Below are 18456 nucleotides of genomic sequence, written 5' to 3' on the forward strand. Positions count from 1 at the left end.
ATGAGCGCATTCACGTACGATCTTAACGCGCTGCCGGCGGCCGTCATGATTTATGACCGCGAGGAACGCCTGCAGGCCTGGAATCACAACGTGGCCCTGTTTTATCCGGTCATCACCCCGTGGCTGAAGGCGGGCACAACGCTGGAGTCGCTGGCGGAACGCTTTATCGACGCCGTTTACAACGTCGACCCTGGCCTGCGCCAGACGCTGCGCGAGTCGATCGTGCGCAACTGTCGGCAGGATAAACACTGCGAAGTGCGGCAGGCGGGCCAGCGGCGCATCTTCGTCCAGCATCAGCGGCTTGCGGACGGCGGCATTGTCAGCCTGCACAGCGATATTACCGAGCTGGATGAAGCGCAGCGGGCGCGGCACCAGCTGCATGACGATTTTCTGCTGACGGCGGAATCCATCCATATCGGGATCTGGGACTGGCAGGTTTCCGGCGACACGCTCCAGGTCAACGATACCCTGCTTGCCATGCTGGGCCAGTCGCGCACCCAGTGGCGATATCCGGTGCGTTTTTTACTTAACCAGGTTCACGAGGACGATCGCGCAGCGCTGCGCAAGGCTCTACAGGCTTCGAAGCAGGATCATCGCCCGGTCTTTGAATGTGAAATTCGCGTGCATCACCCTACCGAAGGACTGCGCTGGATTCTGCTCTCCGGCCAGGTGGTCACGCTCTCTATTGAGGGAAACGCCGAGCGCGTGATTGGCACGCTGCAGGATATTACGCGCCGCAAGGAGGCTGAAATTCAGGCGTTCGCCTCGGCCATTGAGGCACAAAAAGCCAACGAGGCAAAAAGCGCGTTCCTGGCGAATATGAGCCATGAAATTCGCACGCCAATGAACGGCATTATTGGCATGACCCAACTGTGCCTGGATACGGCGCTCAGCGCCGATCAGCGCGATTACCTGACGCTGGTGATGAGTTCTGCCCAGTCTTTGCTGCACATCATCAACGATATTCTCGACTTTTCCCGAATCGAAGCTGGCAAAGTGGAGCTGGAGGCGGAGCCCGTCCCGGTCCGCCCCTTTATTCAGTCGCTTATTCGCCCGCACATGCCGGGGGCCAGCGAAAAAGGCATCGAGCTGCTGGTCGATATTGCGCCCGACGTCCCCGACGTGCTGCTGGTCGACGGCGCGCGACTGCGCCAGGTCCTGACCAATCTGCTGGGCAACGCGCTGAAGTTTACCCATAAGGGAGAAGTGATCCTCATTGTTGAACCCGGCGATAGCGCGGAACACTGGCGTTTTCGCGTGCGCGACAGCGGCATTGGCATACCTTCAGATAAGCAGAAAGCCATTTTTGAAGCCTTCAGCCAGGCGGATAACTCAACCACCCGACGCTATGGCGGTACGGGGCTCGGGCTAACCATCTCTGCGCGACTGGTCGCGGCGATGGGCGGCGAATTAACGGTGTCCAGCGAGCCGGGGAAAGGCAGCGAATTTTCCTTCGCGCTGCCGCTTGCAACCCAGGCGCCTGGCCCGGAGGAACGCCGGCATAGCCATAGCTTTAACGGGGAGCCCGTGCTGGTGGTTGATGATAACGCGACCAACCTGCGGCTATTGGCCGCCATGCTTAGCCAGATGGGGCTGAAACCCACCTGCGTCAACAACGCCAGCGAGGCCATCAACCGGGTTAAAGCGGGAACGGCATGGCCGCTGATCCTGCTGGACGCGCAGATGCCGGATATGGACGGCGTGTCGCTAGCCCTCGAACTTTCGGTGCTACCGCAGGTTGCTGAGAGCCACATCATCATGCTGAGCTCCATGAGCCGACATTTTGATATCAATATGCTGAAGCGGATCGGTATCCAGAACTACCTGCATAAACCTATCGCCCAGAATGAATTGCATCAGGCGATTGCCGCGGCGTTTGAACGTGCGCCGAAGACGGTGAGTGAAAGCGCGCCCGCGCCCACCGTCGCGCCGGACACTGCGGGGCTCAGGGTCCTGCTTGCGGAAGATAATCTGGTCAACCAGAAGGTCGCCGCGCGCCTGCTCGAGCGGCTCGGCCACATCTGTCAGATCGTCGATAATGGCGTCGCGCTGCTGGAACGCTGGCGCGCGGGCGTGTGGGACGTTTTGCTGATCGATCTTCAGATGCCAGAGATGGACGGTGAGACCGCCATTCGCCTGCTGCGTGAAGAAGAACGCGCCCGGCCCGGACCGGCTCAGCCCACCGTCGCCATGACGGCACACGCCATGCAGGGGGATAAAGAGCGCTGTCTTCAGATGGGTTTCGACGGCTACATTGCCAAACCCATCAGCCAGGAGCGTCTCGCTGAAGAGATTGCTCGCGTGCTCCCGCGCCACGATGCCCCTTCCGACTTCCCGGATGAAGCACGCCTGCTGAAGCAGTGTGCTGACGACCCTGCTCTGGTTCAGGAGCTGCTGGCCCTGTTTGGCGAAGGGCTGGAGGAGGCCATGAAGACCATCACCCTGGCTATCGACAGCGACGATCGTGACGCGCTGCGCCGCGCGGCCCACAAGCTACGGGGAGAAGCCGTCACCCTGGACTTCAGCACGCTCGCACAGCAGCTACAGGTGCTGGAGAGCGAGGCGCACACGCTGGAGGGGCAACAGCTTGCGACGCTAAACCAGCAGCTTCAGAAGGAATCGCTGCGCCTGATGGCGTGGCTCAACGCGCGCGGGGTAAACGCATGAACGCTCGCAACTGCGCGCTGCTCGTTGCCCTGTTGACCACCCACACGGTGGCGAACTCTGCGCCGGTCAGCTGGTCTCTTGCTGGAGAATGGCAGGTTCAGGACGCCAATAATAGCGCGCATCCTGCCGCATCAGGCTGGCGCCCGCTTCAGGTCCCCGCCAACTGGTACAGCGCCGGGTACGATCATCAGGGCGCGCTGTGGTACAAGCACGCCTTTTCCCTGCCCGTGCAGCCGCCCGACGTAATGAGCACCCTGGTTTTTGACGGCGTCGATTACCTGGCCGAGGTCACCCTGAACGGCCAGCCGCTCGGCCAGCATGAGGGCTATTTTCAGCGCTTTTCGCTGGATGCCAGCCAGGCGTTACAACGTCACAACCGACTGGTGGTCAGGGTGGACAGCCCTTACGAAGATCCCAATAAGGTCTGGCCGCTGCATAAAACGCTCATGAAAGGGATCCTTAACCAGCATGACACGCGTCCCGGCGGGGCCTGGTCGCCGCAAGGACAGGACGCCAACTCGGGCGGCATCTGGGCACCGGTGAGGCTGCATCTTAGCCGGGGCGCTACCCTGGATGAGACCATCCTGCGACCAGACTGGTCACAGGGGCTGACGCACCCCGCGCTGAAAGCAGATATTCGCTATCGCGCGCTCGAATCGGGCCCGGCGACCGTGCGGCTCACCGCCACGCCCACCAATTTCAGCGGCAAGCGCTTCCAGGCTGACTTTCCGGTTACCCTCGAAAGCGGTGCCCATTCCGTGCAGGTGACGCTGCCTATGCCGAAGGCAAAACTGTGGTGGCCCGTCGGTACCGGAAAACCCCACCTGTATACCATTCGCGTGGCATTGCGGGATGAAAACGGCCTGATGGATACGGCGGTCACCCGCACCGGGCTGCGCAAGATCGTCGAGCAGCCCGACAATAAGGGCTGGCTCATTAACGACAAACGCCTTTTCATTAAGGGCAGCAATTACATCGGCTCCCCCTGGCTCAGCACCATGACGCGAGAAAAATACCGTCGCGATCTTCGTCTGGTGGAAGCCATGAACGCCAATGCCATACGCGTGCACGGACATGTTGCCGGACGCGCGCTGTATGACGTGGCCGATGAGATGGGGATGATGATCTGGCAGGATGTTCCGCTGCAGTGGGGCTACAACAACAGTGCGGCTTTCACGGAAAATGCGGTTCGACAGACGCGGGAGATGATCGAACAGTTCGGTAACTCCCCCGCCATTATCGTCTGGGGCGGGCATAACGAACCGCCGTGGAACTCGCCCTGGATGGAAAAACGCTTCCCGGACTGGAATAAAAACCTCAACCGCGAACTCACGCAAAAGGTAGCGGATACGCTTGCCGAAGATACTTCGCGCATCGTGCATCGCTTTTCCGCCGTTGAGGAGCATTACTGGGCGGGCTGGTACTTTGGTACCGTACGCGACCTGCTTGCTCCGGCCAAAACGGGGATCATCACCGAGTTCGGCGCGCAGGCGCTTCCCCGCCTGTCAACGCTAAAAACCATCATCCCGGCGGCGTCGCTCTGGCCAAAAACGACCGCCGCTGACGATCCCGGCTGGACCGTCTGGAAATACCATAATTTTCAACCCTTCCAGACCTTTAAGTTTGCCGGTATTCCGCGCGGGAAGAACATTCAGGCGATGATCCGCAATACTCAGGCGTACCAGTCTCAGCTGGTGGCCACGGCGGCAGAGAGCTACCGTCGACAGCGCTACCAGCCGGTGACGGCCCTGTTCCACTTTATGTTTGTAGAAACCTGGCCCTCCATCAACTGGGGCGTGGTGGACTACCTGCGTAAGCCTAAAGCCGGGTTTTATGCCTTAAAACGCGCCTACCAGCCTGTTTTGCCGTCCATTGAGCCGGTGACGGCGCAGTGGCAATCCGGGGCGGCGGCGAGCGTGCGTCTGTGGGCCATCAACGACACCTGGAAACCGTGCCGCGAATGCCGCCTGAGCTGGCGCATCACGCAGCGCGACAAGGTGCTGGCAAAAGGCACGACAACGATGACGATCGCAGCAGATTCGGGAGCGATGGTTAAAACGCTTACGGCCACGCCCGAGGGCCAGGATGACGTGTCGATTCGGTTTACGATTGAAAACAGCGCGGGAAAAATTATCGGTGAAAATCAGCGCACGGAGTCCGTTATAAGATGAGCGAGGGGAAAAGGAAAATTGCCGCTTCCCCTGCTTTCTTGTACCCTTTCAGCGTTTATCCCAATCACCTAAAAATCGAGACATCCGGACGCCTATGACTGCACATATTTCCAAAGATCCTTTGCATGGCGTAACGCTGGAGATGATGGTCAACGCCCTGGTGGCGAAATATGGCTGGAGCGAATTGGGCGACCGAATCAAAATTAACTGTTTCAGAAAAGACCCCAGCGTTAAATCGAGCCTGAAATTTCTGCGCCGTACCCCGTGGGCGCGCGCGGAGGTTGAAGCCCTGTATCTGGACTCTCTCAACGATGAGGGAAATACAGAGCAGGCGGCGCCCGCATTTAATCCCTGGGCCAACAGCAGGATTATCAAGAGCTAATACGCAAATGACGCGACACGTAAAACGGATTGGTGCGCTGGCTGCCTGCGCACTTTTACTTGTAAGCTGCTCCTCAAAACCACCCAAATCACTGGTTACCCCTCTTCCCACCGTCAACAAACCGACGCCGCAGGCAAACGAGCCGATGCGCGGGATCTGGCTGGCGACCGTCTCGCGTCTCGACTGGCCGCCGGTGGCCTCGGTGAATGGCCGCAGCGCGGACCAGCGCATCGCGATGCAAAAGCAGGCGCTGATCGCAAAGCTCGACAACCTTAAGCAGCTCGGCATCAACACGGTATTTTTCCAGGTGAAGCCGGACAGCACGGCGCTCTGGTCATCTAAAATTTTACCGTGGTCAGATATGCTGACCGGCAACATCGGTGAGTATCCGGGATACGATCCGCTGCAGTTTATGCTTGATGAAGCGCACAGGCGCGGCATGAAGGTCCATGCCTGGTTTAACCCCTATCGCGTATCGACCAACACCAAACCGTCCACCATCGCCGCCCTGAACCGGACGTCATACCAGACGCCGTCCAGCGTTTATGTCCAGCACCCGGAATGGGTCCGCATCTCGGGTGACCGCTTTGTGCTCGACCCGGGCATTCCGGAGGTGCGCGACTGGATAACCAAAGTGGTGACCGAAGTGGTGGCGAACTACCCGGTAGACGGCGTGCAGTTTGATGATTACTTCTATGCCGAATCGCCGGGATCCGCGCTCAATGACGCGCAGAGCTGGCGGCAGTACGGCCAGGGGTTTGCCTCAAAAGCCGACTGGCGTAGACACAATACGCAGCAGCTGATTGTCCAGGTCTCCCGCGCGATCAAGCAGACAAAGCCCAACGTGGAGTTTGGCGTCAGCCCGGCGGGCGTGTGGCGTAACCGCTCCTTTGACCCGGCAGGCTCCGACACCCGCGGCGCCGCGGCCTATGATGAATCCTACGCCGATACGCGTCAGTGGGTGCAGCAGGGCCTGCTGGACTACATCGCGCCGCAGATTTACTGGCCCTTCTCCCGTGATGCCGCGCGCTATGACGTGCTGACCAGATGGTGGGCCGACGTGGTGAAGCCGACCCACACTCGCCTGTATATCGGCATTGCGTTCTACAAGGTGGGCGAGCCGTCGAGAAAAGAGCCGGACTGGACGGTTCAGGGCGGCGTGCCGGAGCTGAAAAAGCAGCTCGATCTCAACGATTCGCTGCCCAACGTCAACGGCACCATCCTGTTCCGGGAAGATTACCTGAACCAGCCGCAGACGCAGCAGGCGGTAAACTACCTCCGCGGACGCTGGGGTAGTTGAGTGACCACCAGGCAGAAACGCCCCGTTTCTGCCTGGTCTTTTACGGCTTCGGCCCGAACATCGCCTCAAGCTGCTGGGCATCCGGCATACCCACCACCTGCTGCAGCTCGTTTTCCGCATTCAGATAATAAATGGCCGGCGTGGCGTTAGCGCCGAGGCTGTCCATCAGCGCCTGATGTTTCTCCAGGATCTCAACCGTTTCGCGAGAAGCGTCCCCTTCAGGCTTGGGCAGTTTTTTGCCGCCGGAAAGCTCGTATCCGCGCCAGGCCGCAACCGGATCTTTCGCATTCAGAATGGCGGCGGCGTTGCGTCCGCTGTTGGGGTTGAGGAACGCCACCAGCAGCGTATTGAGCTGCACCTTACCGGCCTTCACCCACGGCTGCGCCTCGGACCAGAACTGCTTGCAGTACGGACAGAACGGATCGGCAAAGACAAAGACCTTACGCGGGGCGTTATCCGCCCCTTCCTTCAGGGGATGCGCCGCGTTGAGGTTTTTCCACATCTCGCGTCCCATCGGGGCGTAGATCTCTTTCTGGAAGTAGCCCTCGCTGAGGTTCTTCCCTTTGTCATCATAAAGATAGCCTGAGATCACGTGCTTGCCGTCCGGCGTGAGAAAGAGCGTCACGCCCATATCCTGATACTGCCCGAGCCAGGCTGGCGCTCCGCCCGGCGCATCCAGCTTCTTGATGATTTTGATCTGCTGCTGCTCGCTGAACTGCTTCACCACGTCCGGTATGGCTTCAGCCGCCTGTACCAGCCCTGACGTCGCCAGCGCCGAAAGTAACAGTAATTTTTTCATTTCCCTCTCCGGTTTATCGGGGGCATTTCGCCCCCTTCAGGTTAGCGGTTTTTCAGTGCTTCACTGACCATTTCGTCGAACTGTTCGAACGGCACCCAGCCGGGAAGCAGCCCCTCGCCGATAAGCGTGGCGGGCGTGCCCTGGATCCCCATTTTTTCCGCCACAATGAGGCTTCGCCTGATCGTCAGAAAACTCTCCTCATCCGGCGTCGTCACGCTCACGCCCGCCCGCTTTTGCGCCTCCTGAATGCTGGCGTCATCGTGGTACCCCTTTTTCGCCATCAGGGTGTGGTTCAGCTTCATAAACTGCTCAGGATGCGCACGCCAGACGGTTAACGCGTCTCGTGCGGCGGTCAGCGAACTTTCCGAGCGGAAAGGTAAAAACTTAAAGACCACCGCCACGTCCGGATGTTTTTCGACAATCTTCTCCAGGTACGGATCGAATTTTTTACAGTACGGGCAGTTGTAGTCGGTAAACACCACCAGGGTGAGCTTTGGGTTTTTCGCACCGATGCGCGGGGAGTTCGGATCGTTAAACAGGAAATCAGCGATCATCTTTTGCGCACGCTGCTCCTGGTCCGGCGTCAGCGGCTGCGCGGCGAATACCTGAAGCGGGGCCAGCAGGAGCAGCAGCGTAATAAAGAGTTTTTTCATGACACAGTTAGCCTTTTGCGTTGTTCAGGGTGGTGGCCAGGGTGCGCTTGTCCAGCAGCGGCGAGAGGATCTCGCCATCAGGCTGGCCGGGGCCATACACCGCGTTAAACGGAATGGCGTAGCGGTTTCGCTTCGCCAGAAAATCCGCGATAAACGCGGACGGCTGGCTCCAGTCTCCGCGCAGGGCCACCACGTCCGGCTGGCGCAGCGCGGCAATCACGTCCGGCTGGCTGAGCACCCGATGCTCGTTAACTTTGCAGGTCACGCACCAGTCCGCGGAAATATCCACAAACACCCGTTTCCCCTGCGCCAGCGCGTTCTCGATAGCCTTTTCACTGAGCGGCTGCCACGGGATAGTCTGCGCAACGTTTTGTGCCGGAGCGTCAGGCGCCGCGTTAAGCAGACCGCGCACCTGATACCCGCCGAACGCCGACAGCGCGATGACCACCAGCCAGAACAGCGGCGAAGATTTTTGCCCCTTTAGCGCAAACAGCACCAGCGCGAGGGCAGTCAGCCCCAGCATCACGATCTGGCTGACCGCCTCGCCCAGATGCACGCTCAACAGCGTCGCCAGCCAGAGGCTGGAGGCCAGCATCATCAGGCCCAGGATCGTTTTGAGCGTGTTCATCCAGCGGCCGGGTTTTGGCAGCAGCATGGCCGTTTTCGGCACCAGGGCAACGAACAGCCACGGCAGACTCATGCCCACGCCGAGCATCAGGAAGATCAGCCACAGGGCGTGCAGCGGCGCGCCAAGGGCAAAGGCAACCGCCGTACCGAGGAACGGCGCGGAGCACGGCGTCGCCAGCAGAGTGGCGAACATCCCTTCGCAAAAGCTGCCGCCGATCCCCGATCCCCCTGCCGTCGCCAGCCGTCCTGCGGCACAAGAAGGCAGCAGCATTTCAAATGCTCCAAACAGGTTCTGCGCAAACAGGAAGGTCACGGCGACCATCAGGCCGATAAACCACGGGTTCTGGAACTGAATGCCCCACCCCAGCGACGCTCCGGCCAGCTTCAGCGCGGTGACCATCCCGGCCAGCAGCATAAAGGAGGTGAGGATCCCGGCGCTGGTGGCGAAGAAGCGTAGCCGGATGGTACGCCTGTCCGATCCCGCCTGAAGGATGCTGTTAAGCTTCATGCCCATCACCGGCAGCACGCAGGGCATCAGGTTCAGGATCAGCCCGCCCAGCAGCGCAAAGAGCACCATTTTTCCCGTCCCGCCCGGCGCGGAGGTCTCTTCGGGCGTTGTCCCAACGGTCATGGTGGTTTGCTGCGCCCGATCGCCGTTGGTCAGCACAAACGACAGCCTTTTGCCTGCCAGCGAGGCGGGTTTGTCTCCCCATTCGTCGGTCACGGGTACCGTCACCCGAAGCGCAGTGCCGTCATGTTTAATAACCGGCTCGCCGGGCAGAATATCGCCCTCCAGCGGATCAAAGTAGATCCCCGGATTGTCCCACTTCCCGTCCGTGGTGCCGGTAATCACCAGCTTGTCGCCAGAGAGCCAGGCGGAGAGATCCGTGGATACGCCAGACGTGCCCGGCACGGCGCGCATCGCTTGCTCGAAGGCGCTGCGGAAGCCCTCATCCACCGGCTGGGTAAAATCGAGGTGCAGCAGGTAGTCCGTCAGCAGGCAGACGTTGCTGCACGTAGAGAGCGTTAGCGTCCCGTCGAGCGTGTCGCCCTTCGCTCCGTCGAGCGTAATCGGGATCGTCACCTTATCGTGATAGCCCTGCGTGGTCATGCCGGAGATATCGAAGCGCGACGGCACCGGCCAGGACCAGCTGTCCGTTACGCCTTCCGGCCAGCTAATTTTCGGCGCCACGCCGCCCTCGCCCGGCGATCGCCAGTAGGTTTTCCAGCCGGGCTTTAGCTCAACGGTGAGCAGGCCTTTAACATGCGTTTGTTCCCTCTCCGCCTGAAAGCGGATGCGGGCGTGATCGTTTTGTGGGGAGACCAGCCAGCCGGTGTCTGCCGCATGGGCAATGCCGATGCAGGACAGCCACAGGAAGACGAATCCCCTGAAGAGGTTAACCATGTTGTACTCCGTGAACAGTGAAAAATTATCGTGTGGTGACGATGTTTTTCATTCACGGAAAACGCAGTTTTTCAGGTGTATTCGGGGAGGCGGAGCCTGAACGGGCTGTTGCGCAGGAGCCATTGCCCGCCCTTGCGTAAACAGCTGCAGCAGCGCGAAGAAGATAATAATGGCCGGCAGCGCGCCGTCGAAAAACAGCGGCTGGGCGCAGAGAAGCGAGTGCGCGCCTAGCTGACAGGGCGATGGCCCGGACTGCTCGGTGCTGGTTTGCGTTGGGGCATCTGCACTCAGTGAAATCTGCGGATCCAGTCCCTGTAAAAAATGGTTGAGCATCACCGCGCGCTGCACGAGGCAAAGCGCCATCGCGAGACAGGTGATAATCAAAAGCCATTTTCCGAGGAGCTGACGGTTGCGCATAACATTCCAGAGTGACGAGACGCCCCGATCATAAACGATAGTGATGAATCTACAAGTGCCGGAAGTGTAAGGTTTTGTCTGTCGCCGCTATTCGCCCGTCAGCGCGTCATAGACGTCCCGCAGCCGCGTGCGCAGAAACAGCACCGCCTTGTGCTTGCGGGATAACAGCGCCTGTTCGCTGGCGCCGGTCTCCTCTGCCAGCATTTTAATGCTGTAACCGTGGAGCTCGGTCTTTTCAAACGCCTCGCGCTGCGGCGGAGGAAGTTCAGACAGCGCCTGCCCCAGCTCTTGCCACAGCAGCGTCTTGAGGTACTCCTCTTCCGGCGTGTGCGGTACGCCGAACAGGGTTTCGGCCAGCTCGTCTTCCGGAAAACCGTCGTCGTCATCGCCCGTAAAATAGCCGGAGAGCGATACCTCACGCTTTTTACGCGCCCGGTCGGTCATCTCGTTACGCGCCGCGCGGAACAGCCAGGCGGCGACGTTTTCGACCGGCTGCTCCACTTTCATCAGCTGATACGTCACTTCCTGCAAAATGTCGTCGGCATCATCGCGCACGGAGGTCCGTCCGCGAATGAAGGCTGTCAGCCGGGCGCGGCAGGCATTGAGCGCCGACATCAGCATGGATCCGCCCGCCTCCCCGGCTTTCATCTCGCTCACTCTGCGTCCGGCGCTTTCGGCGTGGCGTCATCGCGCTTATCGTCACGATGGCCGTGCCAGCCGCAGTGCCCGCGACCGTGACGACCAAACCCTTCACGACGCTGCTGAATAAACGCCTCGCGCTGTTCGGGAGTCATGTTCATCCAGCGCTCGTGCATCCGGCGGTGCGCGCCAAACATTCCGGGGCGGAAACCTAACCCGCCAAACAGAATGCGGCTCAGCACCAGAATGCCCAGCGCCTGCCAGAATCCGATGGCCTTCACGCCGAGGATGGCCGGGAGTAAGGCGTTCCACAGGGACATCACCAGCAGGCCGAGCACGATGAAAATCACCGCGCCGATGATTAAGCCCTTACCCATACGGTGGCGACCGAATCCGCGCCCGTGACCCCTGCCGTGCAGTTCAAAATCTCTCATGGTGTTTACCTCGTTTACAGTAACTGATTATGGCTTGTGATGAGGTAGACGGATGAGGAAGAGAAATATTGCTGGGGTGAATATAAAATTTTTTGTGCTGCGGAAACTGGACTCATAGCGGTTAGGGCTGGCGCTCGCTATGAGTCACCTTCAGACCATCATTTTTTGCGAATAATTCGCTTAACGAATGCGATAGCGATGGCGGCCAGTATGATCGACACCAGAGCGAGGAAGATGAGCAAGGACAATAGTGGATTTAACAAGCCACCTAAACTGGTGAAGTCGCTGATACGACCAAGTTGCTCGGACGTGCATACACGCAGAATGATCTCAGGAATAATAAGCAAAAATATAATGACGGTCAGGACATAAACCAAAGCACTCTTGCGCTTTCCCATTTCCGTTGTTGCTCCTTTCTCAATCATGATCAATGATAATAAGATAATGATACTGCAAGGTTATATAAAATGGCACAAAACTATTTGCAACTGAAAATGCAGTCGAATAAACAGTTAGCTATTGCACTAACAAACTCACTTCGAGACATGCATGAAGACCATATGGCAACCCTGGAAAAGGTGAAACAGGGCACACAGCGGCTGGTTAGCTACGGTGCATGCCTGATGCCAGACGAATATTATCGTAACGCTTGCCGTGATACCTGGCGTGAAGACAAACGCTTGGTCCTTGCCTTAGGTGAAATTTACAACCGAAAAGATGTCACTTTAGACATGGTTGAAATCTATTTTAGGAAAACTCTCAATAGACTGGGCGAACAAAAAAGCAAGGACCTGATTGCAAATATCCATAACTTATTGGGAAAAGCCGCCGAACATGCATCGGCTAAAGCCAGCAAGTTAGCCCTCTCCTTTACACTTGCGAATCTGATTATCAACAGCAGGGATTTCAAGCAAAATCACATCAGGCTTGTTAACTCATTCTCGACATGGTTTGTTAATGGTGCCACGCTTTACTCAAAGGCTCAGGTAGCTGCATCTGCAGCTAATCGACTCAAATTTCAGGATCCTCAGTACTACCAGGCGCTTTATAAAGAAAATATTGAGATGTTATATTTCTTAATCGAACCGCAAATGTCTGAAATTATCTACCAGGTAAACTCTGGGGATAATAACGAGCAAGTTATTGGTGACGCTTTGTACGAGATACTCCGGAAATGAAGCAAGCAATCTTATGGCTTTTGAAGTCGTTTTTTTATCTGGTCCCTGCATTGCTTATTGTGATTGGGATATATCTATTTGTACGGTTTGTACCAGGGCATGCTGCTTTACTCAGCTTCGTTTGGGTGCTTGCTATTTCTTTTATTTATGTGAAATACAATAAGTGGTATTAAAACAGTTCTATTAGGTCTACAAGCTGACCTCATGGGGAAGCAACTTAGAAAGTTTCACACACTAAGTTGATAAAAGGCCCCCTCAGGAGCCTCCCCTCATTCAATCAAGCCTGCACCGGCAACCTAAAACTCGAAATACTCCGTGAAAGCTGCTGCGCCTGCTCTTCCAGCGAGGCCGCTGCGGCGGCGGACTGCTGCACCAGCGCGGCGTTCTGCTGGGTCACGCCATCCATCTCGGTCACCGCCTGCCCGACCTGGCTGATCCCGCGGCTCTGCTCTTCGGAGGCGACGGAGATCTGCTCCATCAGCGTATTCACTTTATTCACCGACGAAATAATCGAGTCAATCACCTCGCCCGAGCGGCTGACCAGCTCCGCACCGTTTTTCACGCTGGAGACCGACTGCGCAATCAGGCTCTCGATATCCTTGGCTGCCACCGCGCTTTTCTGCGCCAGGGTGCGCACTTCGCTGGCCACAACCGCAAAGCCGCGACCTTGCGTACCGGCGCGCGCCGCTTCAACCGCCGCGTTCAGCGCCAGAATATTGGTCTGGAAAGCGATGCTGTTAATCACGCTGGTAATGTCTTCGATGCGCTTCGAGTTCGCCGCGATGGTGTTCATCGTGTCGATCACTTCACGGGTCACCGCTTCACCGGTATGGGCATTTTTCACCGCGTCCTGCACCAGTTTACCGGCCTGATAGACGTTGTCGGTATTGTTCGCCACCGTCGCGCTCAGCTCTTCCATGCTCGCTGCCGTCTGGGTCAACGCGGAAGCCTGCTGTTCGGTACGTGACGCCAGGTCGATATTCCCGGAGGCAATCTCCTGCGCTGCGTGCGTTACGGTATGGCTCGCATCGCGCACCTGGGCGATTGTCGCCAGCAGCGCCTGACGCATCTGCTCCATCGAGCTCATAAGATGATCGATTTCGTTATGTGCGCTCCCCTTCACCGGCACCGGAATGTCCAGCTTGCCTGCCGCAATCTGGCTGCAGTGTTCGCGCGCCAGGTTGATCGGCGCAAAGACAAAGCGCTTCATCAGCAGGCTGACGGCGATAATCACCACCACAAACAGGCTGGCGATAGCGGCAACAATCGCCAGGCCAGAGACGAAGTTACTGCTCGCATCTTCGTTCAGGCTTTTGGCGTATTTCTGGTGGACGGAAAGCACCTGGTCGAGAACGATCTCGTACTGGCGGTCAAGGCGGGAGACTTCCGGGATCAGCGCGTTAAATTTGGCGACATCGTGCGCCTCGGCGGCATCGATCAGCGGCGCCAGCCCCTGGTTGCGGTAGTTTTGCCAGCCGTCCTGATAGGCCGTCACCAGCGGTGCTTCATCGCTCAGGCGCGGCGACGCCATAAATGCCGCAAAGGCGTGGTCCGCTTTGGTCAGCGCCTCTTTCACGGCGGTAAGCTTGGCAGCCTCGTCGGCAGTATTACCCGCTTCCACCATCTTCACATACTCCATCACCCTCACGCGTAGCGTACGGCTGTGGTTGATGGGGTCAATAATGGACAACACAACCTGGATCTCTTTGTTGACGTTATCCAGCGAATTATTACTTTTAATGATGAGGCCAACGCTGGTGACGGTGCTGACAACAAAGAAGAAAAGCAGCGAGAACAGGACAATCAGGGACGACTTTTTCAACGACATAAACCAATACCTCAAGGAGAATTATTCCTTATGGTTATCGGCGCTTCCAAAACTTAAATTAATTAAAGTTATTGAAGTATCCAGTCGGGCTATTTAGATGACTTATAGCGCCGCTGCAGGGTGGCAGATAGCTTGCGTTGCAACGGTTCCGGGGTCTCCCCCTCGATCAGTTTGCTAATCAAATCAAAGCAGTGCCACGCCAGCTGTCGGTTATCCTGGCGGATGGTATCCACCGGGATCGTCAGCGAATCGTAGAGATAGTGATCGTCAAAACTGGCTAACCTGATATCGCTTTGCAGCAGGTTATGCTGGCCCATATAGCGCAGCACCCCTTCCAGCAGCCCGCAGGCGGCGGCGAAGAGCGCTTTTGGCGGACGCCCCAGGCGGGCGCAGAGTTCAGCAAACATCTCGTATCCCGAGCTCGGGTGATAGTTGCCGTGAATGATCCACTCGGGGCGCAGCTCCACGCCGGCCTCACGCAGCCCTTGCTTAAACCCTTCCAGACGGTCGCGCGTCGGGGATAAGCGGGGCTGGCCGCCGAGAAAGTAGAACTCATCAGGATGCTGGCGCGCAATGTCGGCCACCAGTTCGGTCGTCGGGGTAATGGAATCGGTGATCACCAGCGGCAGCGCGCTGTCGTTGATGTGGCGGTCAAACAGGACCACCGGCAGCTGCTCGCTGAGCTTATGGTAGTCCGCGTCGTTGAGCATGCTGGAGGCCACAATCAGCCCGTCCACCTGACGCGCCACCATGTTGTTCACCACTACCGTCTCCTGCCCCGGGTTTTCATCGCTGCAGGAGATCAGCAGCTGAACGCCCGCCTCGCGGCACAGCGTTTCCAGCTCGTGAGAAAACACGGCAAAACCGTAGTTGGTGATCTCCGGGACCACCAGACCAACGGTGTGGCTGCGGTTATCGCGCAGTGACCGGGCGTGAATGCTGGGCTGATAGTGGTGCTCTTTTGCAATCGCCAGCACGCGCTCGCGCGTCTCTTCCGCCACGCGAAGCTCTTTGCTGCGCCCGTTCAGGACCAGGCTGGCGGTGGCTTTTGACACGCCCGCCAGCTCCGCGATGTCTTTAATGGTGACGCGTTTTGTTTTTCTCACAACGACTTAGATCCGGCTGCCAAAACCCTCATTCTATCATGCAGGCGCGCAGCGACCAGTAGCGTAATGTGATATCGGACGCACCTTCGAATCGCACCCGGGCCGGATGGGCAGGAAAATAGCGGCTGCTCATCACCCCTTCGCCGTGGTTAATGAAGATTTCGACGCTGGAGCGGTCGCAGAGAACGCGTAAATGAGTGACGTCGCCCTGCCAGTAGCGGGTCAGCGTTTCACCGGTTTTGAGGCTCGCGCGTTCAAGACGTATGCCCTGCTCATCAACCATGAGACGCAGCGCGCCGGCAAAATCGACGCTCACGTGCGCGGCGCTAAGCTCAAACTCCAGACGCGTCGCGTCCAGTTCGGGCGCGTCGCTGGCGCGCCCCTGCCAGCGCTGCTCATCTTCACGCAGCGCCGCCAGCTCGCGCGCCGGGATCTGCCAGAGCCTGCCGTCGCGGTACCGTAATTCGCGCGGGCAGGTCATCTGGTGCATCCAGCCGTGCGCCCGGGTTGGCTGAAGCATCTCTTCCCCGTCCGGTACGCCCATCCAGCCGATCAGAATGCGGCGACCGTCTTCCGCCAGCGTGGTTTGCGGGGCGTAAAACTCAAAGCCCGCGTCCAGCTCGTGAAGCTCGCCGTGATCGAATGTGGCGCTGGCGTAATCAAACGCCCCGCTCATCCAGGTAGCCGGATAGGTATTGAGGTAGCGATGCGGCTCGCGCGCAAGCCCCTGCGGGCAGCAGATCAGAACATGCGTTCCGTCGAGGTCAAACAGGTCCGGACACTCCCACATATAGCCCGCGTCCGTCAGGCCGTTAATCCCGTGACCGGCGATCTCCCCGCAGGACGTCCAGGCGTGCAAATCGGCTGACTTAAAGAGCAGCACCTTGCCGCGCTTTTGCACATCCTGCGCGCCGAGCACCATGTACCACTCCCCTTCGTGCTGCCACATCTTCGGGTCGCGCACGTGTCCGGTGTAGCCTTCCGGCAGCGCCAGCACCGGCCCCAGCTTCGTAAACGTTCCGTCCTGCTGCTCCACGGCCAGGCACTGCCAGGCGGTGCGGCTGCCGTCATCGAACTTGACGTTGCCGGTGTAGCACAGTGTCAAAACGCCCTGGTTGTCCACGGCGCTGCCGGAGTAGCAGCCGTTGCGGTCATACTCTTCGTCGGGCATCAGCGCCAGCGGCTCATGCCGCCAGTGCACGAGGTCCGCAGAGCTCCAGTGCCCCCAGCACTTGAAGCGATGCTCGCAGTCCAGCGGGTTCCACTGATAGAACAGGTGGTAGCGGCCGGCAAACCAGATAAACCCGTTCGGGTCGTTCATCAGCCCCGTCACCGGCGCGGCGTGCCATTGCGGATAGTGGCTATCCGCCAGCGCCCGCGGCTGACCTTTCATAACGGCCTGCAGGATCGCAGGCCAGCGGGAAGGTAACGTCATTATTCAGAATCCGTTTTATATTTCAGCAACAGCGAGACGGTAAACGCCACGCCGAAGGCAATCACCATGCCGATAATATAGTTCAGCAGCGAGCTGGCCTGCACGATGGCCATGCCCGGGATGGCGGTCAGCCCGACGGCGGTCATATACACATGCACGGAGACCACCCAGGCACCGCCCACCGCGCCGCCGATCAGCGCGGCGATAAACGGCTTAACGAAGCGCAGGTTAATACCAAAAATGGCCGCTTCGGTGATGCCCAGCATCGCAGAGAACGCCGAGGGTAAGGTAATGGCTTTGATTTTGGCATCTTTGGTTTTGAACCACACCGCCAGACAGGCGCCGCCCTGCGCCACGTTCGCCATGGCCCAGATCGGCAGCAGGAAGTTAACGCCAATCGACGGGTTACCCAGCAGCCCTGCTTCGATCGCGTGGAAGCTGTGATGAATACCGGTGATCACAATTACCGAGTAAAGCCCGCCGAACAGTAGCCCGGCCAGCCAGCCCGCGTGTTCAATTAACGTGCTCAGGATAAAGGAGATGCCGTCGCCCAGCGCGCGCCCCGCCGGGCCGATAATCAGCAAGGCGATAAAGCCGGAGATAACCACGGTGAGGAACGGCGTCAGGATCAGGTCTAACGCATCCGGGATCGCGCGGCGCAGGTTTTTCTCGACGATGCTCATAAACCAGACGGCCAGCAGCACCGGGAATACCGTGCCCTGATAGCCAATCATCGCAATCTCAAGACCGAAGAAGTTCATGGTGTGGAAGCCCGACGCCACGCCCCAGGCGTTGGTCAGCGCCGGGTGGGTCAGAATCCCGCCCAGCGTAGCGCCGAGGTACGGGTTACCGCCAAACTCTCGCGCGGCGGTGAAGCCAATCAGAATAGGCAGAATGATAAACGCCGCCGAGCTGCACATGTCCAGCATAATGTAGAGGGCATTATCCGCGTTGACCCAGCCGTAGGTTTTCACCATGCCGAGCAGGCCCATCAGCAGGCCGGACGCCACAATCGCGGGGATGATTGGCACAAAGATGTTGGAGAGCAGACGGGCAATGCGCTGGAACGGGTTCAGCTTGCGCGCCGCCAGATCTGCGGCTTCCGACTTGCTGGACTCACTTATCCCGGCCGCCTGAATAAACGCGGCATAAACCTTGTTGACCACGCCCGTACCAAAAATCACCTGCATCTGCCCGGCGTTACGGAAGCAGCCTTTTACGCCGTCGACCTTGCCGATGGCCTGCTGATCCGCCAGCGCGTCATCGACCAGCACCAGACGAAGACGCGTTGCGCAGTGCGCCGCGCTGGCGATATTTTCCTTGCCACCGAGCAGCGGGATAAGCTCGCGGGCGATTTGATTAAAATCCATAGATACCTCTGCCTGACTTCTTTTTATGATGTACGAAACGCTCCC

16 protein-coding genes are annotated in these 18456 nt (G+C 58.5%); 5 read left to right on the forward strand and 11 right to left on the reverse strand.

Annotated features, from left to right (window positions below):
* From AB3N39_RS10675 to AB3N39_RS10690, 4 genes are all read left to right on the forward strand, one after another.
* Positions 1 to 2667: a response regulator gene (locus AB3N39_RS10675; protein ID WP_367896694.1), complete on the forward strand. Its 2667-nt coding sequence runs from the start codon at positions 1 to 3 to the stop codon at positions 2665 to 2667.
* Positions 2664 to 4838, forward strand: a complete 2175-nt coding sequence (locus AB3N39_RS10680) for a glycoside hydrolase family 2 TIM barrel-domain containing protein (RefSeq protein WP_367896695.1) — start codon at positions 2664 to 2666, stop codon at positions 4836 to 4838. The genes AB3N39_RS10675 and AB3N39_RS10680 overlap by 4 nt, the downstream gene beginning before the upstream one ends.
* 94 nt (positions 4839 to 4932) lie before the next feature.
* Positions 4933 to 5220 carry a VF530 family DNA-binding protein gene (locus AB3N39_RS10685; protein ID WP_032647326.1) on the forward strand — a complete coding sequence of 96 codons (288 nt, stop codon included), beginning with the start codon at positions 4933 to 4935 and terminating at the stop codon, positions 5218 to 5220.
* A 7-nt stretch (positions 5221 to 5227) separates the two neighbouring features.
* Positions 5228 to 6520, forward strand: coding sequence for a glycoside hydrolase family 10 protein (locus AB3N39_RS10690; protein ID WP_133294454.1), 1293 nt, complete (start codon positions 5228 to 5230; stop codon positions 6518 to 6520).
* A 40-nt stretch (positions 6521 to 6560) separates the two neighbouring features.
* On the opposite strand, the gene dsbG is transcribed toward AB3N39_RS10690, so the two are convergent.
* The 7 genes from dsbG to AB3N39_RS10725 form a co-directional block, all read right to left on the reverse strand.
* The gene (gene dsbG / locus AB3N39_RS10695; RefSeq protein ID WP_367896696.1) at positions 6561 to 7319 is read right to left on the reverse strand and encodes a thiol:disulfide interchange protein DsbG; all 759 of its coding nucleotides are present in this window, start codon (positions 7317 to 7319) and stop codon (positions 6561 to 6563) included.
* Between the two features lie 41 nt (positions 7320 to 7360).
* Positions 7361 to 7972: a DsbA family protein gene (locus tag AB3N39_RS10700; RefSeq protein ID WP_048029937.1), complete on the reverse strand. Its 612-nt coding sequence runs from the start codon at positions 7970 to 7972 to the stop codon at positions 7361 to 7363.
* 7 nt (positions 7973 to 7979) lie between these two features.
* Entirely contained in the window at positions 7980 to 10004 is a 2025-nt protein-coding gene (locus AB3N39_RS10705) for a protein-disulfide reductase DsbD (protein WP_143345145.1), read from the reverse strand.
* Between the two features lie 48 nt (positions 10005 to 10052).
* On the reverse strand, positions 10053 to 10421 hold the full coding sequence (locus AB3N39_RS10710; protein WP_133294457.1) for a hypothetical protein: 369 nt from the start codon (positions 10419 to 10421) through the stop codon (positions 10053 to 10055).
* An 87-nt stretch (positions 10422 to 10508) separates the two neighbouring features.
* Entirely contained in the window at positions 10509 to 11069 is a 561-nt protein-coding gene (locus AB3N39_RS10715) for an RNA polymerase sigma factor (protein ID WP_133295432.1), read from the reverse strand.
* Between the two features lie 5 nt (positions 11070 to 11074).
* Complete coding sequence (locus AB3N39_RS10720; RefSeq protein ID WP_021240169.1) at positions 11075 to 11494, reverse strand: hypothetical protein; 420 nt, start codon at positions 11492 to 11494, stop codon at positions 11075 to 11077.
* Positions 11495 to 11652: 158 nt separating this feature from the next.
* Positions 11653 to 11892 carry a hypothetical protein gene (locus AB3N39_RS10725; RefSeq protein ID WP_133294458.1) on the reverse strand — a complete coding sequence of 80 codons (240 nt, stop codon included), beginning with the start codon at positions 11890 to 11892 and terminating at the stop codon, positions 11653 to 11655.
* A 69-nt stretch (positions 11893 to 11961) separates the two neighbouring features.
* Between AB3N39_RS10725 and AB3N39_RS10730 the strand changes: the two genes are divergently transcribed.
* Positions 11962 to 12672, forward strand: a complete 711-nt coding sequence (locus AB3N39_RS10730; RefSeq protein WP_168708004.1) for a hypothetical protein — start codon at positions 11962 to 11964, stop codon at positions 12670 to 12672.
* 277 nt (positions 12673 to 12949) lie between these two features.
* On the opposite strand, the gene AB3N39_RS10735 is transcribed toward AB3N39_RS10730, so the two are convergent.
* From AB3N39_RS10735 to AB3N39_RS10750, 4 genes are all read right to left on the reverse strand, one after another.
* On the reverse strand, positions 12950 to 14500 hold the full coding sequence (locus AB3N39_RS10735) for a methyl-accepting chemotaxis protein (protein WP_367896697.1): 1551 nt from the start codon (positions 14498 to 14500) through the stop codon (positions 12950 to 12952).
* Positions 14501 to 14589: 89 nt separating this feature from the next.
* Positions 14590 to 15606 carry a LacI family DNA-binding transcriptional regulator gene (locus AB3N39_RS10740; protein ID WP_136194898.1) on the reverse strand — a complete coding sequence of 339 codons (1017 nt, stop codon included), beginning with the start codon at positions 15604 to 15606 and terminating at the stop codon, positions 14590 to 14592.
* A 28-nt stretch (positions 15607 to 15634) separates the two neighbouring features.
* Entirely contained in the window at positions 15635 to 17041 is a 1407-nt protein-coding gene (locus AB3N39_RS10745; RefSeq protein WP_367896698.1) for a sucrose-6-phosphate hydrolase, read from the reverse strand.
* Positions 17041 to 18411, reverse strand: coding sequence for a sucrose-specific PTS transporter subunit IIBC (locus AB3N39_RS10750; RefSeq protein WP_032656958.1), 1371 nt, complete (start codon positions 18409 to 18411; stop codon positions 17041 to 17043). Before AB3N39_RS10750 ends, AB3N39_RS10745 begins: the two co-directional genes overlap by 1 nt.
* Between the last annotated feature and the right edge of the window lie 45 nt (positions 18412 to 18456).

It is taken from the genome of Enterobacter vonholyi (assembly GCF_040834095.1).
GTDB lineage: Bacteria > Pseudomonadota > Gammaproteobacteria > Enterobacterales > Enterobacteriaceae > Enterobacter > Enterobacter vonholyi.